Annotated in this window: 24 protein-coding genes and 1 pseudogene; 15 read left to right on the top strand and 10 right to left on the bottom strand. The window is 44.3% G+C overall.

Annotated elements, in window-relative coordinates:
- From WAO38_RS05070 to WAO38_RS05050, 5 genes and pseudogenes are all read left to right on the top strand, one after another.
- Positions 1 to 91, top strand: a pseudogene (locus WAO38_RS05070) (type I methionyl aminopeptidase); the annotation flags it as partial.
- Positions 92 to 101: 10 nt separating this feature from the next.
- Positions 102 to 320 (top strand): translation initiation factor IF-1, encoded by a 219-nt coding sequence (gene infA, locus WAO38_RS05065; protein WP_013459075.1) that lies wholly within the window; start codon positions 102 to 104, stop codon positions 318 to 320.
- Between the two features lie 57 nt (positions 321 to 377).
- Positions 378 to 1,022 (top strand): tetratricopeptide repeat protein, encoded by a 645-nt coding sequence (locus WAO38_RS05060; protein WP_422234956.1) that lies wholly within the window; start codon positions 378 to 380, stop codon positions 1,020 to 1,022.
- 66 nt (positions 1,023 to 1,088) lie between these two features.
- A complete protein-coding gene (upp, locus tag WAO38_RS05055; protein ID WP_422234954.1) occupies positions 1,089 to 1,709 on the top strand; it encodes a uracil phosphoribosyltransferase in 621 nt (206 codons plus the stop codon).
- Between the two features lie 13 nt (positions 1,710 to 1,722).
- Entirely contained in the window at positions 1,723 to 2,373 is a 651-nt protein-coding gene (locus WAO38_RS05050) for a tetratricopeptide repeat protein (protein ID WP_422234952.1), read from the top strand.
- 8 nt (positions 2,374 to 2,381) lie between these two features.
- Here WAO38_RS05050 and WAO38_RS05045 read toward each other — a convergent pair whose 3' ends face one another.
- Genes WAO38_RS05045 through WAO38_RS05035 form a run of 3 tightly spaced genes read right to left on the bottom strand, consistent with a single transcriptional unit; the run spans position 2,382 to position 3,773 of the window.
- The gene (locus tag WAO38_RS05045; protein ID WP_422234950.1) at positions 2,382 to 2,699 is read right to left on the bottom strand and encodes a pyrimidine/purine nucleoside phosphorylase; all 318 of its coding nucleotides are present in this window, start codon (positions 2,697 to 2,699) and stop codon (positions 2,382 to 2,384) included.
- 29 nt (positions 2,700 to 2,728) lie between these two features.
- The gene (locus WAO38_RS05040) at positions 2,729 to 2,944 is read right to left on the bottom strand and encodes a hypothetical protein (RefSeq protein ID WP_422234948.1); all 216 of its coding nucleotides are present in this window, start codon (positions 2,942 to 2,944) and stop codon (positions 2,729 to 2,731) included.
- Positions 2,934 to 3,773 (bottom strand): S1 RNA-binding domain-containing protein, encoded by an 840-nt coding sequence (locus WAO38_RS05035; protein WP_422234946.1) that lies wholly within the window; start codon positions 3,771 to 3,773, stop codon positions 2,934 to 2,936. Before WAO38_RS05035 ends, WAO38_RS05040 begins: the two co-directional genes overlap by 11 nt.
- Positions 3,774 to 3,814: 41 nt before the next feature.
- Here WAO38_RS05035 and WAO38_RS05030 point away from each other — a divergent pair, with 41 nt between their 5' ends.
- The 4 genes from WAO38_RS05030 (at position 3,815) to WAO38_RS05015 (ending at position 7,557) form a co-directional block, all read left to right on the top strand.
- The gene (locus WAO38_RS05030; RefSeq protein ID WP_422234944.1) at positions 3,815 to 4,567 is read left to right on the top strand and encodes an SDR family NAD(P)-dependent oxidoreductase; all 753 of its coding nucleotides are present in this window, start codon (positions 3,815 to 3,817) and stop codon (positions 4,565 to 4,567) included.
- 24 nt (positions 4,568 to 4,591) lie between these two features.
- Positions 4,592 to 6,667, top strand: a complete 2,076-nt coding sequence (locus tag WAO38_RS05025) for a molybdopterin oxidoreductase family protein (RefSeq protein ID WP_422234942.1) — start codon at positions 4,592 to 4,594, stop codon at positions 6,665 to 6,667.
- Positions 6,668 to 6,670: 3 nt separating this feature from the next.
- Positions 6,671 to 7,006: a YraN family protein gene (locus tag WAO38_RS05020; RefSeq protein WP_422234940.1), complete on the top strand. Its 336-nt coding sequence runs from the start codon at positions 6,671 to 6,673 to the stop codon at positions 7,004 to 7,006.
- A gap of 80 nt (positions 7,007 to 7,086) precedes the next feature.
- Positions 7,087 to 7,557 (top strand): PAS domain-containing protein, encoded by a 471-nt coding sequence (locus WAO38_RS05015; protein WP_422234938.1) that lies wholly within the window; start codon positions 7,087 to 7,089, stop codon positions 7,555 to 7,557.
- 18 nt (positions 7,558 to 7,575) lie between these two features.
- On the opposite strand, the gene WAO38_RS05010 is transcribed toward WAO38_RS05015, so the two are convergent.
- Both WAO38_RS05010 and WAO38_RS05005 read right to left on the bottom strand, forming a co-directional pair.
- Complete coding sequence (locus WAO38_RS05010; protein WP_422234936.1) at positions 7,576 to 9,627, bottom strand: EAL domain-containing protein; 2,052 nt, start codon at positions 9,625 to 9,627, stop codon at positions 7,576 to 7,578.
- The gene (locus tag WAO38_RS05005; RefSeq protein WP_422234934.1) at positions 9,624 to 10,547 is read right to left on the bottom strand and encodes a cytochrome-c peroxidase; all 924 of its coding nucleotides are present in this window, start codon (positions 10,545 to 10,547) and stop codon (positions 9,624 to 9,626) included. Before WAO38_RS05005 ends, WAO38_RS05010 begins: the two co-directional genes overlap by 4 nt.
- 164 nt (positions 10,548 to 10,711) lie before the next feature.
- Here WAO38_RS05005 and trxA point away from each other — a divergent pair, with 164 nt between their 5' ends.
- The 6 genes from trxA (at position 10,712) to WAO38_RS04975 (ending at position 15,721) form a co-directional block, all read left to right on the top strand.
- Positions 10,712 to 11,029: a thioredoxin gene (trxA, locus tag WAO38_RS05000; protein WP_299805388.1), complete on the top strand. Its 318-nt coding sequence runs from the start codon at positions 10,712 to 10,714 to the stop codon at positions 11,027 to 11,029.
- Positions 11,030 to 11,037: 8 nt separating this feature from the next.
- On the top strand, positions 11,038 to 11,517 hold the full coding sequence (locus WAO38_RS04995) for a hypothetical protein (protein WP_422234931.1): 480 nt from the start codon (positions 11,038 to 11,040) through the stop codon (positions 11,515 to 11,517).
- A gap of 103 nt (positions 11,518 to 11,620) precedes the next feature.
- Entirely contained in the window at positions 11,621 to 12,559 is a 939-nt protein-coding gene (locus tag WAO38_RS04990) for an NAD(P)/FAD-dependent oxidoreductase (protein ID WP_422234929.1), read from the top strand.
- A 60-nt stretch (positions 12,560 to 12,619) separates the two neighbouring features.
- Positions 12,620 to 13,390 (top strand): 4-hydroxy-tetrahydrodipicolinate reductase, encoded by a 771-nt coding sequence (dapB, locus tag WAO38_RS04985; protein WP_422234927.1) that lies wholly within the window; start codon positions 12,620 to 12,622, stop codon positions 13,388 to 13,390.
- A gap of 9 nt (positions 13,391 to 13,399) precedes the next feature.
- Complete coding sequence (purF, locus tag WAO38_RS04980) at positions 13,400 to 14,749, top strand: amidophosphoribosyltransferase (protein WP_422234925.1); 1,350 nt, start codon at positions 13,400 to 13,402, stop codon at positions 14,747 to 14,749.
- A gap of 9 nt (positions 14,750 to 14,758) precedes the next feature.
- Positions 14,759 to 15,721 (top strand): TIGR01212 family radical SAM protein, encoded by a 963-nt coding sequence (locus WAO38_RS04975; protein WP_422234959.1) that lies wholly within the window; start codon positions 14,759 to 14,761, stop codon positions 15,719 to 15,721.
- Between the two features lie 2 nt (positions 15,722 to 15,723).
- Here the strand turns inward: WAO38_RS04975 and WAO38_RS04970 are convergent, their stop codons facing one another.
- The 5 genes from WAO38_RS04970 to WAO38_RS04950 all read right to left on the bottom strand — a co-directional run.
- Positions 15,724 to 16,269, bottom strand: coding sequence for a DUF2393 family protein (locus tag WAO38_RS04970; RefSeq protein ID WP_422234923.1), 546 nt, complete (start codon positions 16,267 to 16,269; stop codon positions 15,724 to 15,726).
- Positions 16,266 to 16,781, bottom strand: a complete 516-nt coding sequence (locus tag WAO38_RS04965) for a DUF2393 family protein (RefSeq protein ID WP_422234921.1) — start codon at positions 16,779 to 16,781, stop codon at positions 16,266 to 16,268. The genes WAO38_RS04970 and WAO38_RS04965 overlap by 4 nt, the downstream gene beginning before the upstream one ends.
- Positions 16,778 to 17,452: a bifunctional phosphoribosyl-AMP cyclohydrolase/phosphoribosyl-ATP diphosphatase HisIE gene (gene hisIE, locus WAO38_RS04960; protein WP_422234919.1), complete on the bottom strand. Its 675-nt coding sequence runs from the start codon at positions 17,450 to 17,452 to the stop codon at positions 16,778 to 16,780. Before hisIE ends, WAO38_RS04965 begins: the two co-directional genes overlap by 4 nt.
- 70 nt (positions 17,453 to 17,522) lie before the next feature.
- Positions 17,523 to 18,560 (bottom strand): prohibitin family protein, encoded by a 1,038-nt coding sequence (locus tag WAO38_RS04955; protein WP_422234917.1) that lies wholly within the window; start codon positions 18,558 to 18,560, stop codon positions 17,523 to 17,525.
- Between the two features lie 9 nt (positions 18,561 to 18,569).
- Positions 18,570 to 18,932, bottom strand: a 363-nt coding sequence (locus WAO38_RS04950; RefSeq protein ID WP_422234915.1) for an aminotransferase class IV, incomplete at its 5' end; no start/stop codon positions are given.

Genomic DNA, 18,932 nt, shown 5'->3' with positions numbered 1-18,932 from the left:
TGTGGTGAGTACGGATGGGCTGAGAGGCTCTCATTACGAGCATACGGTTGCAATTATCAACGGTAGAGCTGAAATATTATCAATCGCGTAAAGGAATAACTATGGCAAAAGATGATGTCATTGAAGTAGACGGAAAGATTATTGAGGCACTACCCAATGCAACGTTTCGTGTTGAGTTGCCTAACGGTCATGTAATTTTGTGCCACATCGCAGGTAAAATGCGTATGCACTATATTAAAATTCTCCCTGGTGATACGGTGAAAATCGAATTGACTCCCTATAGTTTGGATAAAGGTCGAATCACTTATCGCTATAAATAAATCGTTTTCCCCTTTGGGGATCGGTCATAACTATTTTTTGATAAAGGAATCGCATTTATGAAAAAATATTTATACCTCGTACTTTTTCTTTTTACCGCACTTTTTGCTTCTGATTCACAACAATCATTTTGGGAAACTTATACGGCAGCTCTCCGTGGAGACAGTGAATCTCAATTTTTGGTCGGGACTATCTATGAACGCGGGGTCATTGTAGAACAAGATATGCGGAAAGCAGCTTTTTGGTATGAGAAAGCCGCACAGCAGGGTCTAATTGATGCTGAGTTCAATATCGGAATCATGTATGCTGCAGGTCGTGGGGTTAAAGAAGATGAAACGAAAGCGATCCTCTGGCTCAAGCGTGCGGCGGATCAAGGTGATGAAGAAGCACACAAATTACTTTTGGGCATTCTGGATGAAAAATTAAAAAACAGCGATAGCCCAATCGCTATTCTCAATACGGCCGATACTCCAGATCTTATAAATTGTGCCGAAATCACCCCTGTTACGCTCTATACCAAGGAAGATAGCAGAGTGTGCGAAAAGAAGAATGAATGCAAAGTATACAAAAGAAAAACCGTATTAACTTCGACAAAGAAATGCGGAGAATTTTATAAAATCAGCGGTACGGTAAGCAAAAATGGGTGGAAAGAATTTAATGAAGAGGGATGGATCAATGAAAAAAGTATTGACCATCAACGCTGACTGCTTTCAAGCGATTTAATGCACATATCTATATTATAATAGTGTATCTTTTTTGAAAGAAAAATCATGCACAATCCAATCCACCATCCTCTTCTTCAATCGTTAGTCAATACACTTCGAGAGACTGCCCTCTCACCTCTCATTTTTCGCCATACCATTAAAGAAATTACCAAAATTTTACTCTACGAATCCCTGAAAGATATGCCGCTGAAATCCAAAACAATAAACACATGGCATGGAGAACAGAAGGTTGGTTTGATTGATGAATCAGAGATAATGGTGGTGTCGGTACTTCGGGCAGGATTGCCGATGCATGACGCGGTTATTGAGACGCTCAGCCAGTCAAAGTCCGGCTTTCTAGGGATCAAGAGGGATGAATCAACGCATCAAAGCCATCTGTATTATGACCGTGTAGAAGACTGCAGCGGGAAAATCGTAATTATGGTTGATCCGATGATAGCAACAGGCGGTTCGTTGTGTGACGCAATAGAAGTGGTTAAGAATAAAGGGGCTGGACGGATAATTTCGCTGAATATCATCGCTTCACCCGAAGGGATTCAGAAAGTAGAATCTCGTTATGGGGAGGTCGAAATATTCATTGCCCAAATCGATGAAGGCCTTGATGAAAATAAATTTATCATTCCAGGGCTAGGGGATGCCGGTGACCGAGCCTATAACACCTTATAAGATGAAGAGAATAATGCGATGGATAATATCTATTCTGTTGATCGGATTTGCCAGTACAGCTTTTGCCAATGAGCTTACTTCGGAGAATACGACACGGTCATTTTGGGAAACGTATACTGCGGCACTTCGCGGGGATAAAATTGCCCAGTTTCAGACCGGCGTGATTTATGAACGGGGAATCGGCGTAGAAGAAAATCAGACCCAAGCGGCAAAATGGTATGAAAAATCTGCGATACAGGGATATATGGATGCCCAATATAATATCGCTCTTATGTATGCCACCGGACGCGGAGTTGATCAAAATGACGGTTTTGCAATGATGTGGCTTTCGCTTGCGGCTAAGCAGGGAGACAAAGAGGCACGAAAATTATTGTTAGAATTTCTGGATGGAAAATATGACAAGGTAAAAACGAGTGCATCGGGTAAAAAACCTGCCATTAATAGTATGGTTTACATTACTCCTCTCCGGTTGAAAACAAAAGAAGGTGCCCAGATATGTACCCCGGAGGGAGAATGTATCTCTACCAAAACCAATACGACAGTCACATCAAAAATCAAAAGCGGGGCATGGTATAAAGTTAGCGGTATGGGAAGTGTTAAGGGATGGGAGCCGTATGGAAAAGAGGGGTGGATTGAAGAGAACAGCGTCGAAGTCCGACGCTGATAGACATTTTATTCTTTGATATAACTGCAGCAGTAGTCGCTGATGGTTTTGACTTTGAGATTAAAAGAGCTGTTCGCCGGCACTTCAAAACTTTCAGGACCGTTAATCGTAATCCAAGCATCTGAACCCGGAAGCTGAATATCCATTTCTCCGCTCATGATTTCCATGATCTCTTTGTCCCCGGTACCGAATGTATATTCGCCAGGGGCCATAATTCCGAGGGTTTTAATACTTCCGTCCGCAAAATGAACGGTGCGGCTGGTAACTTTTCCGTCGAAATAAATATTGGCTTTTTTATCGATGGTGACATTGGTAAATTGTGACATGGTAATCCTTTATCAAAATAGTGGCGCAATTATAGCGGATTGAGCTCTTGTTTTATTTTTTTAGGGAGATGGGCAAACGGGAAATCGGTTACGATTTTTTTTTCACTTCCATCCGTAATGTGGACTTCCAGGAGCATCGTCTCCCGATTAAAACTGATGAGGGTATAGGTTCGATCATCTTCACTGTAAACGAGATTGCGAGCTTTTAGATGACTAAAAGGGCTTTTGCGTGGTCTATATCCCATAAATTCCGTTCTCCTGAACTGTTATTTTTTTACTGTCTACGAGTTGTGTCAATGCACTTTTAAAATTCTTTTTACTGAGTCCAAATGTTTTTTGAATTAAATCCGGATCACTTTTATAGTTATACGGGAGCATTCCGCCGTTGGATTTGATCATCGAGAGTATCTTGTCCGCGGCACTTGAAGCTTTTGCTTTTCCGACCATTTGCAATGAGAGATCGAGTTTGCCGTCTGGTCTGAGAATTTTTACATAACCGTTTTTGATTTGTCCGACACGGACATCTTCAAAAATTTCATTGGAATAAATCATCCCCTCGTATTTATGATCGACGATCACTTTGTAGCCCATAGGGGTTTTGGCGATAATCATAAAACTCACGGGAGTGTTGGGATAAAAAGTTTTCGGGGGAAGCTCTAACGCTCCGCTGATTTTTTCCGTACCCACGAGACGGTTGGTCTGTTCGTCGAGGATAACACGGATGAGACGTTTTTCTCCGACAACAAAAGGGCGTTTTTGAAGTGCTCTGGGAACGAAAAGATCTTTTGGCAATCCCCAGTTGACAAATGCACCGATGGGGGTTGTATCAAGCACTTCGACAAATGCGATCTCACCCAGCATCGCTTTGGGTTTTGCGGTCGTCGCAACGGGCCGATCTTCGCTATCGGTGTAGACAAAAACATCAATGGTATCGCCGATGTGCATGGTGTCTGTGACATATTGGTTGGGCAATAAAATATCGCTCTCATCCAATGCGCGTAAAAAAAGTCCGGGTACAGTGTCCCGGTCGATAACGAGGATATTAATCTCCCCGATTTTTAGTGTTTCATTCATGGGTATAATTATATCGACTATTTGCTTGCGGGAGAAAAGGGATGAGGATTGTAATCACAGGTGCAAGCAGCGGATTAGGTGAAGCGCTGGCTCTCCATTACGCAACGAAAGAGAATCAGCTTGTGCTGATTGCACGCAGAATGGAGCATCTTGACGATGTTGCCAAGCGGTGCCGGGAGCAGGGGTCAGAGGTAGAAACGATCATTGCCGATGTGAATGATTTTGAGCGGATGCGTCAAATCGGAGAAACCTTGGGCACATTGCCGATTGACCGTATTATTCTAAATGCCGGAATGTCGGTCGGACATAGCGGCGGGATAACGCCGTTTGAGGACTTTGAGCGGCTTTTTAAAACCAATTTTCTCAGTATACATGCATTACTGGAGCCGATCATACCAAAATTGATTGAGCAAAAGACGGGAGAAATCGTTTTTATCTCTTCCCTGGCGTCACTGTTTACGATGCCGACTTCGATAGCCTACAGCAGTTCGAAACGGGCGCTTAATGCTTATGCCGAAGGTCTGCACTATCAGCTAAAACCTCACGGGATAACGGTAATGACCATTATGCCGGGCTTTATCGATTCGGAGATGACCCGGAAAAATCGTTTCAAGATGCCTTTTTGGATGACGACCCAAGAAGGGATAGCCAAAATTACGGATGGAATTAAACGAAAAAGAATCCGCTATGCTTTCCCTTTTAGATTTTACTTAATGATTCGGATTGTCTCGTTACTTCCGCAGTCCTTAAGAGACAAAATTGTAAACTTCACTAATTTTAAAAAGGGTGCATAGCCCGTACTATCAAGGAAATATCCTATGGTTATTGACAGCGTTTGTACCTATTGCGGCGTAGGATGTGATATTTCCGCTGAGGTTGAGGATAATAAAATCCAAAAAATCTTTGCCAAAGAAGAGGGGCTCGTCTCTCAGGGGCGGTTATGTATTAAAGGAAAACAGGGGTGGGATTTCGTAACGCATCCCAAACGGCTCCGAAATGCACGGGTTCGTAAGTCATTCTTAAATGCCAATGCGACACTGTTTGCCGATTTGGATATGGACTATCTGGAACCTGTGGATCACGATTTTTATGAGATCAGTTATGAAAGTGCCTACGAGCTGGCGGCGCGAAAACTGAAATCAATCACCGATGAGTACGGCGCGCACAGCTTTGCCGCTATCGGCGGTGCCCGTACCAGCTGCGAGGGCTCTTATCTTTTTCAACATTTTACCCGCCATGTCGTCGGTTCCCCGCATGTCGATAACTGCGCTCGCGTTTGTCACTCCCCATCCTTGAAAGGGATGCGTATGACGATCGGCGAGGGGGCTGCAACCAATCCGTTTGACGATATTTACGAGACGGAGTTCATGGTCGTCATGGGAAGCAATACGACCGAGGGTCATCCGATCGTTGCCAATCGGATGCTCGATGTGATCAAGCAAAAAAATGTTGAACTTGCCGTGTTGGATGTACGCCGTATTCAGCTCTCAAAATCGGCTACGCATCATTTGAGTATTCCGTATGAGTCTAATCTCATGATCTTGAATATGCTTGCGTTCGTCATTATCAGCGAAGGTTTGGTCAATGCCGAGTTTATCGCCTCGCGTACCAAAGGATATGAAGAGTACAAAAACGCGATTTTGAATGATCCGTATTCGAACCCTGAGTTTTTATTGCAGGTTCCGGGGTATGAATCTCTGGTGGAAGAGATTCGTGCCGTTGCCCGTAAATACGCAACCCGCAAAAGCCTTTTTTTCTGGGGTCTCGGTATTACGGAACATTTGGACGGATCGTACGCCGTTATGGCGATTACCCATCTTGCCTTGATTACCGGGAACATCGGCAAACGGGGAGCGGGACTTATGCCGCTGCGCGGGCAAAACAATGTGCAGGGAACCTGCGATGTGGGAATGCTCCCGTATTATGCTCCCGATTATCAACCGCCGAAAGAGGTGGGGATGATGACTCCCGATTTGATCAATGCGATGGTGGAGGGAAAGATCAAGGCGCTGTTTAACATCAGTGAGGATATCGCCCATATTCACCCCAACCAAAACAAGATTCATGCGGCGTTGGGAAATCTTGACCTTTTGATCGTCAATGAGCTCTTTGACAACGAGATTACCAAATTTGCCGACATCATCTTCGGAGTGAAAAGCGCGTATGAAAAAACAGGGGTGTATGTCAACGCCGAACGCCGACTCCACCTCTCACAGCCGCTGATCAATGTACGGATGCCGGATGATTGGGAAGTCATTGCGGAGATATCCAAACGATACGGCACAGACATGGGATTTAAAACATCACGTGATGTTTGGGAAGCGGTACGTGTTGACGCTCCGGTCCGCTTTGGCGGGGCAAGTTATGAAAAACTGGAAGCCAATCGTTTACGGGGACTTCAGTGGCCGGTACAGGAAGAAGATACCCCCGTACTGCATCTGCATGATTTTCGTACCAAAGATGGTTTGGGCGCTTTCCGATACAAGCAGTATGAGCCGCGCGAGCAGGTAGCCGAGCTCATGAGGGCTCCGACGTATGAGGGATATTATCTGACGACCGGAAGGGTCTTGGTCCATTACAACAATGCGGCTCAGACCAATGCGTGTGATAAGCTTCACCGAAGCCACAGCGAAGATATCTTGCTTGTGAGTGTGGAAGACGAAGAGTTTTTTGAATACAAAGATTTTGTCGTTCTGAAAAGCCAATACGGGCAAAGCGCCCCTCTTCGGGTCAAGGTGAGTACAACGGTAAAAAAAGGGACGCTTTTTACAACGTTTCATCATGCCGCAAGCCATATCAACTTTTTATTCGGAGACGAGCACGACGAGCTGATTAAGACGGCACGTTTTAAATCGATCAAAGTCGAGGTGATCAAACCCGACTATCTGGATTAAGAGGTGCACACCCGTGCCAAAGGCAATATTGCCGAAGAGCGCGGGTGTGACTATTTAAGAAATAAAGGGTTTCGGATTATCGATCGGAACGTCTATAACCGTTTTGGGGAGATTGATATCATCGCCCTGAGCCCGGATAGTGTCTTGCACTTCGTTGAGGTCAAGAGCGCTCAAAACTATGAACAGGCCGTCAACAATATTACCCCTGCAAAGCTTCAAAAATTAAACCGCGCTATCCAAACGTACCTCCAGCAAAAAAAGCTTAATTTCGACTACTGCATTGATGCTCTGATCGTTACCGACGAAGCTGTCGAATATATTGAAAATATAACTTTTTAAAATATAGCGTTTTTATTTACATTAGTTCCGTCAATCGCTATAATCATTACGAAATAATTTTTGTTATAGAAGGTTGCTTTATGCAAAGACCAACTCCTACCGATGTCGAGGTAAAGTTTGAAGGCGGCAATATGATTACAGAGACCGATCTTCATGGCAGAATAACCTATGTTAATCGTCTGTTTATCCAAATGTCCGGTTATGAAAAAGAAGAATTGATCGGCAAGCCCCATTCTCTGATTCGTCATCCGGATATGCCGAAATGCTGTTTCCAATCGATGTGGGAGACGGTCGAACGGGGCTATCCATGGGAAGGATATGTCAAAAACTTGCGAAAAGACGGTGCCTTTTATTGGGTCGTTGTCATGGTAACACCCAAGTATGATGAGAATGGGAACGTGTGTGGCTTTATTGCCATCAGAAAGCCGCCGGGGGAATTATCACTTGAAGAGATCAAAATAAAATATACTCAAATGATGGAACAAGAGGTATGCCGCCAAGAAAACAGTAATTATGTTCCTGAAATATTTAATGATCTTAAAGAGGCCTAGAACACTTTGCCCATGATTCTAAAGATGGCCTATCGGGACCGGTTCGGGGGCAGGTTCATAGAAATAGAACCCTTGTGCGGCATCGATCCCCAAGTTTGAAACAATATCGGCGATGGCTTGATTATGGACAAACTCCGCAACGGTTTGAATGGATGCACTTTTCGTAAAATTAACGATTGTTTGGACGATGGTAATCGCCTTGTCATCGCTGTCAAGATAGCGGATCAGAGAGCCGTCGATTTTAATGATATCGATCGTGAGATTGAGAATTCTGGAAAAATTGGAATATCCGCTCCCAAAATCATCAATGGCAATTCGGCATCCGTAATGGCGCATCAGAGCGATAAAATCGATAATCGCATCGTATTCTTTGATGGCTTCACTCTCCAATATTTCAAAAATAATCCGTTGCCCGATGTTTTCATACTCCAGCAGCTTCTGCTCTATCATCTTGACGGTATCGATACTGCTAATATCCTCAATGGAAAGATTGATCGAAAAATCCCCTGAGTGTGTCGCAATAACGGCAAAGCTTTGAGAAATAATGGTGCGGGTGAGATCAGGGTAAAGATTGGATTCTTTGGCAATGGTTAAATACGGAAAAATAGAGCGTACTTCCCCATCCTTCATGAGAACACGCGCCAATACTTCGTGTTTTGAGACTAAGCGGTTCGAGAGATCGACGATCGGCTGATAGTAGGGGATCACCCGCCCTTCCGTGAGGGCTGCTTTGAATTCTTGCACTTTGGTGACATTGTCCTCGATCACCTGACGAAGATTAAGCCCTTCGTGATAGATGATAGGATTGATAGACCCATTACTTTTTAAAGCCATATCGGCAGTTTCCAAGAGCGGTTTGAAAGTCGATGCGGCAATGACGATTGAAGGGGTACGTATTTCACCGTCGATGATGATGGGGTTTTTAGAAAATGCGGTCAAAACTTCTTTGGCCAATGTTTCCAGTGACTGAGTGGAAGAGGTTTCAAAGAGGATACCGAAATCATCGGCACCGAGACGATAATAGGTAGGATTTTTACCGGAAAAAGGGAGGGTGCGGATGTGACGTGCCGTTTCGATCAGCAGTTTATCCCCTTCCGATACACCGTAAAAATCGTTGTAATGTTTGAATTTGCGGATATTGATCAAAATCAGCCCTAAATCTTTGAGGGAGTGTTGCACTCTTTCTTCATAAGATTTACGATTTTGGAGTCTTGTAAGGGTATCGATTCGAGACTCTTTTTCACTTCGGAACAAAAACAGAGTGATGATTCCAAGGCTGAGAGTATAAAGAGCCATGAGAAAATACGAAAATTTGGTGACCGATTGGAGTTCGCGCGCCGATTCATCTGCATACGTTTGTTTGGTTGATTCCAGGAGTTCCGCAACTTGCGGATTATTGGCTTCTTCCATCGCAACGAGATATTCCGGAAACATTTTTCCAATGATTTGATAGTGGGCAATTAATCTTTGGGTTAATTCATCAATAACAGGTTCATGAAAACGATAGTTTAAAAAAGGGTTGATTTTAGGGTTTAGGGACGCGATCAGCTCATAATCGAGGGCATTTTTCCCCAGAAGGATCGATCCGCCGATTTGATGGATTTGATTTAAAGCTGCACGATCGCGGGGATCGGAAAAATTAATCGTCTCAAAGAGACGATTTTGGAGAACAGGAATGGCGGCGGTTGTATTTTTAATCACGGTGTTGTTTGTTTGAAAATCGTATATGGCGGTTACTTTTTTTTCAAAGCTATCCGAATAGTGTTGAAATTTTTTTTCACTGTCATAGTGATTATGAAGGGTAGCAAGTTCCTTGGAGAGTGATTGTATATCCTGACGAATTATTTCTATTTGGCTATTGATAGTATCTTGATTGGTGTAAAGGAAAAAGGCATTGTGCAAAATTTCATAATCAAGCTGTTTCTGAGCAGTTTCGATCGTTTTAAACTGGACTTCTATTTTATTTCGTTCAACAAAATAGTCCATACTAAATGACTTGAATGCCAGCAAAGCTACAAATGCGCTGACTCCAAGTCCAAGCGTGAGGGCAAGTTTATAGGAGAGTTTCATGGATGTACGGTAAGAGAAGTAAGTTCACCGCTAAGGGTATCTAAAAAAGCAATAAGTGCTTCGATTTCAATTTCGGTAAGTTTCAACCCCAGGTTGTGATAGGACATTTTGGTGACGGCTTCTTTGAGTGTTGCGGCACTGCCATCATGAAAATAGGGGGCGGTATGGGCAATATTTCGCAGTGTCGGAACTTTGAAGATATTTTTATCGCGCACACGTCCGGTGAAACTGTAGCGATCATCAATATTTGCTTTTCGCTCTATCGGTACAATTGCCCCCATTTTCTGAAAGGAGTTCCCTCCAACATTTACCCCGTTATGGCAGCTGATACAGCCCAGTGTTTTGAATAATAAATATCCTTTTTTTTCCAGTGGATCGAGTTTCCCTTTTCTTTGCAGGTAGAGGTCAAATTTTCCATTCGGAGTGATAAGGGTCTTTTCATATTCGGCAATCATTACGGCGATGTCATTTTCCGTTACGGTGCTGCGCCCCGTAACTTTTAAAAAATCAGTGCGGTATTGCGGATCCGATTGAATACGCAATACCGCTTCATCAAGAGAGAGTCCCATTTCGACAGGATTGTGGATAGGCCCGAGTGCCTGTTCGACAAGGTTTTTAGCTCTTCCATTCCAAAATTGGGTGAAATTAAACGCGGCATTGAGGACAGTAGGGGCGTTCATGATCCCCTTTTGGGCATGAATTCCCGTTGAAACACATTGTCCATCGGCTCCCCCTTTGGACAAATCATGACAGGATGCACAGCTGATGGTATAGTCACGGGAGAGAATCGGATCGAAAAACAATCTTTGCCCTAATGCGGCTTTAGAAGGATCGTAGTGTACATACTGAGGAATAGGAAGGATGGGTTCCGCCCCAAATACGGAAGAAGTCAGTATTAGAAAAAAAAGCAGAAACTTCATTGATCTTCTTTCATCGGAAGTGGAAAAGTATCTCATTCTGACCTAAATTTGTTTAAAAGAACGTAAGAGTGCTGAGAAAAAATGTGAGAGATAAGTAATAAGTCATTTTAAAGATTGGGGCGTTATAATGACTTAACAAAAACATTCGCAATCAAGGAAGTACGATGGGTAAATATGTTGAATTGACAGTATCAAATTTTGATGAGGTAACCAAAGAAGGTGTCTCATTGGTCGATTTTTGGGCTCCTTGGTGTGGACCTTGCCGTATGATCGCTCCGGTGATCGAAGAACTAGCAGGTGAGTTCGAAGGGAAAGCGAACATTTGTAAAGTTAATACAGATGAAGAGCAGGATATCGCAGTAAAATACGGTATTCGTTCTATTCCTACAATCCTTTTCTTCAAAAACGGTGAAGTGGTTGAACAAATGGTCGGTGCTGCTTCAAAACAGGCGTTTGCTGACAAACTTAACGCTCTTCTCTAAGCAACTGCGTGGCGGCGGGTAAGACAAAAAGTCTCTTTTCCCTCTCCGCACTTCTTGCCTCCTTTTTCGGTGCGGCAATGATTGCCGCAGCATTTGCCTACTTTAATTATAAATTCTCTGAATATAAGTTTATCGATTTTTCTCAATGGGTTTTTTATCAGGAAAAAGCTATTTTTATCCCTGACGAGCCGTATTATATCGTTGTGTTTTACAGTTCCAAAACCCCCGGAACGGTAGAAAAACTTTCCCGTGCCAAAGCGTCTTATCCGATTATTGCGATCGACTATTACCAAAAAGCCCCTCCTTCCAATGCCAATATTATCTTCTTAAGAGCGGGAACCGACACCTCGCTTAAATTTATTCAGCGGTTTAATATCTACCATTCCCCAACTGTTTTTACTATCAAAAAAAACAAAGATACACTTTATAAACAAGACAGTATGATACGCGAACTTGACACGCTAGATGGGCTTTCAGCAGGGATTTAAGAGCTTTAAACCCTGTGCTAAAAGCGGAGCTATTCCGATTTTTTAAGGTATGCTTTAGTCTTTTGGCAGCTTGTGCTCAAAATAGATAAAACAGGGAGTCTGTATGTTGGATTGTGCAATTATCGGAGGAGGACCTGCCGGCTTAACGGCGGGTTTATATGCCACACGCGGTGGTTTGGATAATGTCACGATGTTTGAAAAAGGGATGCCGGGAGGTCAAATTACAATGAGTTCCGAAATCGAGAACTACCCGGGTGCAACCGGACATATCTCCGGTATGGATTTGATGATTCCGTGGCCTGAACAATGCCAACGTTTCGGACTGAAACATGAGATGTCCGAAGTGACACGCGTATCTCGCCGGGCAGACGGTGTTTTTATGATTCAAAAATCAGACGGCAGCAGCGATGAAGCCAAGAGTGTGATCGTTTGTACCGGATCGACTCCAAAACGTGCGGGATTTATCGGTGAAGATGTTTTCTTCGGCCGGGGCGTGAGCACGTGTGCAACCTGCGACGGCTTTTTTTACAAAGGAAAAGAGGTTGCGGTTATCGGGGGCGGAGATACGGCTCTCGAAGAGGCTCTGTACTTGGCAAAAATTTGTGCCAAAGTTTATCTCATTCACCGAAGAGATTCTTTCCGTTCGGCCCCGAGCACGATCGAGCGTGTTAAAACAGCATCCAATATCGAGTTGGTGGTGAATGCTGTTCCCGAAGAAGTTGTCGGTGATACAATGGGAGTGACCGGAGTACGTGTCGTATTTAATGACGGTTCAACACGCCATATTGATGTTCCCGGGGTTTTTGTATTCGTAGGCAACAATGTCAATAATCAGGTATTGATTCAAGAAGACGGTTCCTTTCTCTGTGAGATGACGAAATGGGGCGAAGTTAAGGTCGATTTGAATATGAAAACGTCTGTACCCGGATTGTTTGCAGCGGGCGATATGCGTGAATCGGCACCCAAACAAGTTGTTTGTGCGGCAGGTGATGGAGCAGTAGCTGCAATCCAGGCAATTGCTTTTGTGGATGGACATCAATAGGTTTTAAACACGAAGAGGGTAAAATACATCTATAATAATGCAGTATAGGGATTGGCAACCATGATAAGAGCAGGTGTATTTGGCGCTGGCGGGCGTGTCGGAAAGCTATTGATCGAAGATTTGCATCATGAGAGTGAAATTTCATTGGGTGCGGTATACGTACGTAATGAACTTAACTTTTCCATTGATCCTTCGGTGTTAGTCACCAACGATATGGCGACGTTGCTCAAAGGGAGCGACGTTATTATCGATTTTTCATTACCGGAAGCAACACAGGTTTTACTCGAAAAAGCGATTGAACATCCGACACCTTTGGTTGTCGGAACTACGGGGATGGATACCCATCAGATGAATTTGCTTAAAACAGCAAGCGAATCCATGCCGATTTTGTATGCAACAAACATGTCTCTCGGAGTTGCACTCCTCAATCAACTTGTTCATATGGCAGCGAAAACACTTGACGGATTTGATATCGAGATTGTCGAACAACACCACCGTCATAAAAAAGATGCACCGAGCGGAACGGCTCTTACGTTAGCCCATTCAGCGGCAGCGGGGCGTAATCTTGATCTGGATGCGGTCCGTGTCAGCGGACGCAACGGTAATATCGGAGAGCGCAGCAAAGATGAGATTGCCGTGATGGCACTGCGCGGCGGAGATATTGTCGGGCGTCATACGGTCGGGTTTTACAACGACGGTGAATTCGTTGAACTTCACCATACGGCGACAAGCCGTAATACCTTTTCCAAGGGGGCCATTCGTGCGGCGAAATGGCTGGTCGGAAAACCAAACGGTTTGTACAGTATTCAAGACTGTTTAGAACTTGTATAAGGAAATAGAGTGCGTAGTTTAAATGAAAAATGTGCGGTAGTTGGTATTTTCGATCATACTGAGGCTTCGAAATTAGCCTACTTCTCACTCCATGCTCTTCAGCATCGTGGTCAGGAAGCAGCCGGGATCAGTACAAGTAATGGCGAAAAGCTTTATACGATCAAAGATCGCGGATTGGTTACACAAGTATTCGACACCCAAAAGCTTAATACCCTCAAGGGAAATATGGCGATCGGCCACACCCGCTATTCTACAGCAGGTGATGACTCTATTCTCGATGCTCAGCCGGTATTTGCCCGCTATGATCTTGGTGAAATGTCCATTGTTCATAACGGTAATTTGACCAATGCCAAAGAAGTACGGGATGCCCTTATCAAAAAAGGGGCGATTTTCCAAACCTATATGGATACCGAAAACCTGATTCATCTTATCGCTAAAAGCGATCAGCATCATTTGACCGATCGTATTATCGATGCGGTTAAAAAGATTGAGGGTGCGTATTCGCTTGTTTTTCTGAGCCGTTCCAAAATGTTTGCAATGCGTGATCCTCACGGTTTTCGTCCGCTCAGCCTCGGACGCGTCGGAGACGGATATGTCGTTGCTTCAGAAACCTGTGCATTTGACCTGATCGGTGCAGAGTATATTCGTGACGTTGAACCGGGCGAACTGTTGATTTTTGAAAAAGGGAAAGCCCCTCAATCGATCAAAGTATTCGAGCCGACACCGAAACACTGTATTTTTGAGTATGTTTATTTTGCCCGCCCTGACTCAAACGTTTACACCCAGAACGTTTATGAAATGCGTAAAGCGATGGGAAAAGCATTGGCACAAGAGCAGCCGGTCGAAGCGGATATGGTTGTCCCGGTTCCGGATGGCGGAGTTCCTGCCGCGATAGGTTATTCTCAAGCCAGCGGAATTCCGTTTGAGATGGCGATTATGCGTAATCACTATATCGGTCGTACGTTCATTGAGCCGACTCAAGAGATGCGTGATTTGAAAGTAAAAATGAAACTTTCTCCAATCAATGATCTCATTCGCGGAAAGCGTTTGATTGTCATTGATGATTCTATTGTCCGAGGAACAACCAGCCGCCAAATCGTCCGTATGCTCAAAGCTGCAGGAGCCGCAGAAGTCCATATGCGTATTTCGAGTCCTCCGACAACCGATCCGTGCTACTACGGAGTCGATACCCCGGATAAAGAGAAACTGATTGCCGCGAATATGACTAATGCGGAAATTTGCGCTTTTATTGAAGCCGATTCCCTGGGCTACCTGAGCAATGAGGCCTTGTTGCGCAGCGTCAACGGAAAAGAAGAGAATTACTGTACTGCCTGTTTTACCGGCAAATACATTATTTAAGCGTCCATGATGCGGGAGCAGATTTTTACATTTGGGCAATATCTGCACCAAAAATTCGGAACCAAAGTTTCTAAAGTACCTCTCTCTATTTCGGGTTTTACCTGTCCGAATATCGATGGAACGGTGGCAAAGGGCGGGTGTACGTTTTGTGAAAATGATTCTTTCAGTCCGAGTTTGGATCATGCACGCGAGCTGAAAGGCTTTTTCCTTAATCTCCAATCGACTGCCAATCCCCATTTGGATAAACAGCTGCAACAGGTAGAGTGGCAGTTTAATGCGCTCTCGAAGCGGCTTCGGAACGAGCATGGTGCAGAGAAATTTTTGGCCTACTTCCAAAGTTTTACCAATACGTACGCTCCTCTCGATACCCTCAAAGCACTCTATGAAAAAGCTTTAAGCTTTGAAAATGTCGTGGGACTCAGTATCGGAACACGGTCAGACAGTATCAGCGATGAGACTTTTGAATATCTGGCGCAACTTTCACAAAAAACGGAAATCTGGCTTGAGTTCGGCATCCAGTCGATTTATGATGATACATTAAAACGGATCAACCGAGGGCATGACAGTGCGAATGTCAAAGAAGCGATTCGCAAAGCCAAAGCGTACGGCCTCAATGTATGCGGCCATCTGATTTTCGGACTTCCGGGCGAGACCAAAGAGATGATGATCGAGACAGCAAAAGAGGCGTATGCGTTGGGAATCGATTCGGTCAAGTATCATCCTCTTTATGTTGTCAAACGGACTGCATTGGCCAATGAATATACGCGAGGCGAGTTTGAACCGATCTCTCAAGAACTCTACTTGGAGGTATTGAAAGATGCCATACTGCTCAAACCGGCGGGTGTCAGTGTGCAGCGAATCAGTGCCGGGATCGATGATGACACTTTGATCGCTCCGCAATGGTGCAAAGATAAAAATGCACAGTTCAGGGCGATCAACGATGCATTAAAATCAGTAGGATTGAAATACTGATTTTAATGTGCGTAAATGCGTGTGAATTGCGTCACCCCTTTGAAGTAAGGGGGATAAGGGAATGCGACACGAAAACGGCGTGTTTCTCCGGGCTGTAAGTTCTCAGCAAGAACCGGTGTTTCAATAAGCGTTTGCGGTTGATAATCACGCGTAGCATTACCAAACATTTCAGCAAAACCGCTTGGTTTATAAAAACTCCCTCCCTTGACATTGCCGCGTATATGCCCTCTATTGACGAGTTTGATTTCCAATTCTACTCTTCCGATCGTATAATTCCCGACATTTTTAACAACGCCGGTAAAAACGATTTGTTCCGTTTGAAGAATACGATGGTTTTCCAAATTATAAACGGCGGCCTTTTTGGTATATTTATCCAGTGCCATAATAATGATAAAGGCCAATAACAGATTTACAAATATCGAGGAGACAATAATCGAGTTACGCACAGAAGGACGTTTCTCTTCCATGGCTAATAAAACGGTTATCAGAAAAACAATTACCCCTATCAGGAGTGCGCCATAATGCCAAACGGTAAAATAGGTATTCATTGACAGGATGCCTTTAGCGTAAGATTATAATCTTTAGTATAGCGAAACGGCTCGACAAACAGTTTAAAAGATATCGATTGACCGGGCGCAATGGTTGTATTAAGCTTTGCAGAACTCTTTTTAAAAGGTATATAAGGGTAGAGTGGATCGATATATTGATTATGGGTAACTTTATAGACTCCGACATTGAGAGTACATTCACTGAAGGTTCTTTTGGAGGTGTTGTTGATATCCCCTTTGATCAAGAGTGCTTCGGTAAACTCAAGAGCTTTGACTTCATGAATCACGATAGAGTGTTTAAAGAGGTATTGGTGAAGGGCAATATATCCGGCTACCGGTCCTGCCGTCAAGACGCCGAAGGCGACCAACACCAAAAAGACGGCCAAAGTTATTTTTTTTCTGAGGACAATCGCCAATACCAACAGTAAAATAAAAAGGATGAATATTCCCCCAAAGAGGAGGTAATCGTAGACAAGCAGCTGGTGGATAAAATCGATTATTGTTGTTTTCATTTTTCCCGCGAGTTTTTCTCCGCGATTCCGCTCATTCCAAATCGCCGTGCAAGCTCTTGTTTAATGCGGTCGGGAGAGATATTTTTGTGTCCTAATGCGACGAGGACGTGATACACTAAATCGGCACATTCGTAAATAATTTCATCTTCGTTTCCGTCTTTGATCGCAAAACTAAATTCTCCGGCCTCTTCTACCACTTTTTTAAGAATGGTATTGTCTCCGCTGCTGAGCAGTTTGGCCGTCCATGAAGTAGTCGGATCGGCATTTTTACGTGATAGAATTGTGTGATAGAGTTCGTCAATAATCCCGTATGCTGCCGCCGTATCGATTTGAGGCTCGCTGACACTCTCTCCGGATTCGATATCGGTAAAGAAACAGGATTTGCGCCCGGTGTGACATGCAACCCCTTCTTGGCGTACGATCAGCAAGAGGGTATCGTTATCGCAGTCAAGCAAAAAGCGTTCGATGTGTTGCAGGTGCCCGCTGGACTCTCCTTTTTTCCAGAGCCGCTGTTTGGAACGGGAATAATAATGGGCAATTTTCGTTGAAAGAGACAATTCCAGAGCCTCGCGGTTCATATAGGCCATCATCAATACTTCGAGAGTGGTAGAGTCTTGGACGATGACCGGGAGGAGTTCGGATTTTTGCCAATCAATGTGATCGAGATTCATAGGTGACCTTTTAAGTGTTTATTCCGGAGCCACGAATGGATGCGGAATAAACCCTCCAAAAGGAGAGGGATTATTTGGTTGAAGTGATGGTTTTCGCTTCAGGTGTTTTGGTGTCGAGCCAGATATTCGGAGTAGAACCGCCGGGAGTAAGGAAAATTTTGGCATCTTTGTTCTCTTTGAGCGCATCGTTAAATCTGCCCTGCACATGGATTTGCTCCATTTTCAACAATCCAGGAGTAATTGAGGCTCCGATAAGGCGATTGGCTTTGGCCTGAGCTTCGGCTTGGATGGTAATGGCATTTGCCGTACCTTGCGCTTCGGTCTCTTTTTTGAATGCCTCTTGTTTTGCCCGTTCAACATCTTGCTGGGCACGCTCTACTTCTTGTTTCGCAACTTGAACGCGCTCAATCTGATCTTTTACTTTTTGAGGCAGGACAATTTCACGCAACTGGATCGATTCGAGTTCCGCAGGGGTGTTTTTTTGTCCTCCGACGCTTGATCGGATACCGTTTTCGATTTTTTGAGCGATGGCATTTCTCATAATCGGCAATGACTCGGCTTCATATTGGCCGACAACGTTACGGACGATGTCACGCGCTACGGGATCGATGATTTTGTCTTCCCAGCTAAATCCCCAGTTCGATATGGTTTGTGCCGCTAATTGCGGATTTAAACGATACTGTACGGTTAATTCGATAGAAACCGGAAGCCCCCGTTTATCGAGAACGGTAATCGCCGGTTTGAGCAAGATCCCGTCTCCTGCAGTAGAAGCACGATCAATTTTATCGGCATAGTTGATAATACGGACTTTGGTATCGACGAGATAGACCTTTTGGATAAACGGGATGAGAAAATGGAGCCCCGGCATCAATGCACGCTCTTCATATTTTCCGTTGGTAGAGAGAATTCCGCGCTCTCCCTCCGTAATGATAACAAACGGTTTCGCGAGAACAAGCAGTAAAATAAATCCGCCGATAATCCATAGCATTCCCATTTTCTGAGAGTTCATATTGAAATCAAATTTTGGCGGTTTAGGGGGCTGAAATCCGCCTCCCTTTTGGCTTTCACTTTTTTTCTTGTTGAAATAGTCGTTCATATCACTTGCCATGCAGGATCCTTAGTTAATATAGGTGAGATAGTGGTCGTAATCAGGATTACGTCCGCAGACGATATCGAAATAGGCAGTTTGGATCTTTTCGGTAAGCGGTCCGCGCCCGCCTGCACCCAGAACGCGAGCGTCTACTTCGCGAATCGGGGTGATTTCGGCAGCCGTACCGGTGAGGAACGCTTCATCGGCAACGTAAATCTCTTCACGTGTGATTTTTCTGCGCGTGACTTTGATTCCCATATTCTCCGCCATTTCGATAACGGTTCGCTGGGTAATCGATACGAGTGAATTGTCATTAGGAGGGGTGATAAGTTCACCGTCTTTAATGAGGAAAAAGGATGCGCCGCTTGCTTCAGCTACATATCCTTCATC

It is taken from the genome of Sulfuricurvum sp., from assembly GCF_049277495.1.
Taxonomy (GTDB): domain Bacteria; phylum Campylobacterota; class Campylobacteria; order Campylobacterales; family Sulfurimonadaceae; genus Sulfuricurvum.
This window is presented reverse-complemented; position numbering and strand designations above follow the sequence as displayed.

What these genes read in the sequence shown, in the direction of transcription:
- infA (WP_013459075.1), top strand. Translation starts at nt 102, where the DNA reads ATGGCAAAAGATGATGTCATTGAAGTAGACGGAAAGATTATTGAGGCA.
- WAO38_RS05060 (WP_422234956.1), top strand. Translation starts at nt 378, where the DNA reads ATGAAAAAATATTTATACCTCGTACTTTTTCTTTTTACCGCACTTTTT.
- upp (WP_422234954.1), top strand. Translation starts at nt 1,089, where the DNA reads ATGCACAATCCAATCCACCATCCTCTTCTTCAATCGTTAGTCAATACA.
- WAO38_RS05050 (WP_422234952.1), top strand. Translation starts at nt 1,723, where the DNA reads ATGCGATGGATAATATCTATTCTGTTGATCGGATTTGCCAGTACAGCT.
- WAO38_RS05045 (WP_422234950.1), bottom strand. Translation starts at nt 2,699, where the DNA reads ATGTCACAATTTACCAATGTCACCATCGATAAAAAAGCCAATATTTAT.
- WAO38_RS05040 (WP_422234948.1), bottom strand. Translation starts at nt 2,944, where the DNA reads ATGGGATATAGACCACGCAAAAGCCCTTTTAGTCATCTAAAAGCTCGC.
- WAO38_RS05035 (WP_422234946.1), bottom strand. Translation starts at nt 3,773, where the DNA reads ATGAATGAAACACTAAAAATCGGGGAGATTAATATCCTCGTTATCGAC.
- WAO38_RS05030 (WP_422234944.1), top strand. Translation starts at nt 3,815, where the DNA reads ATGAGGATTGTAATCACAGGTGCAAGCAGCGGATTAGGTGAAGCGCTG.
- WAO38_RS05025 (WP_422234942.1), top strand. Translation starts at nt 4,592, where the DNA reads ATGGTTATTGACAGCGTTTGTACCTATTGCGGCGTAGGATGTGATATT.
- WAO38_RS05015 (WP_422234938.1), top strand. Translation starts at nt 7,087, where the DNA reads ATGCAAAGACCAACTCCTACCGATGTCGAGGTAAAGTTTGAAGGCGGC.
- WAO38_RS05010 (WP_422234936.1), bottom strand. Translation starts at nt 9,627, where the DNA reads ATGAAACTCTCCTATAAACTTGCCCTCACGCTTGGACTTGGAGTCAGC.
- WAO38_RS05005 (WP_422234934.1), bottom strand. Translation starts at nt 10,547, where the DNA reads ATGAAGTTTCTGCTTTTTTTTCTAATACTGACTTCTTCCGTATTTGGG.
- trxA (WP_299805388.1), top strand. Translation starts at nt 10,712, where the DNA reads ATGGGTAAATATGTTGAATTGACAGTATCAAATTTTGATGAGGTAACC.
- WAO38_RS04990 (WP_422234929.1), top strand. Translation starts at nt 11,621, where the DNA reads ATGTTGGATTGTGCAATTATCGGAGGAGGACCTGCCGGCTTAACGGCG.
- dapB (WP_422234927.1), top strand. Translation starts at nt 12,620, where the DNA reads ATGATAAGAGCAGGTGTATTTGGCGCTGGCGGGCGTGTCGGAAAGCTA.
- WAO38_RS04975 (WP_422234959.1), top strand. Translation starts at nt 14,759, where the DNA reads ATGCGGGAGCAGATTTTTACATTTGGGCAATATCTGCACCAAAAATTC.
- WAO38_RS04970 (WP_422234923.1), bottom strand. Translation starts at nt 16,269, where the DNA reads ATGAATACCTATTTTACCGTTTGGCATTATGGCGCACTCCTGATAGGG.
- WAO38_RS04965 (WP_422234921.1), bottom strand. Translation starts at nt 16,781, where the DNA reads ATGAAAACAACAATAATCGATTTTATCCACCAGCTGCTTGTCTACGAT.
- hisIE (WP_422234919.1), bottom strand. Translation starts at nt 17,452, where the DNA reads ATGAATCTCGATCACATTGATTGGCAAAAATCCGAACTCCTCCCGGTC.
- WAO38_RS04955 (WP_422234917.1), bottom strand. Translation starts at nt 18,560, where the DNA reads ATGGCAAGTGATATGAACGACTATTTCAACAAGAAAAAAAGTGAAAGC.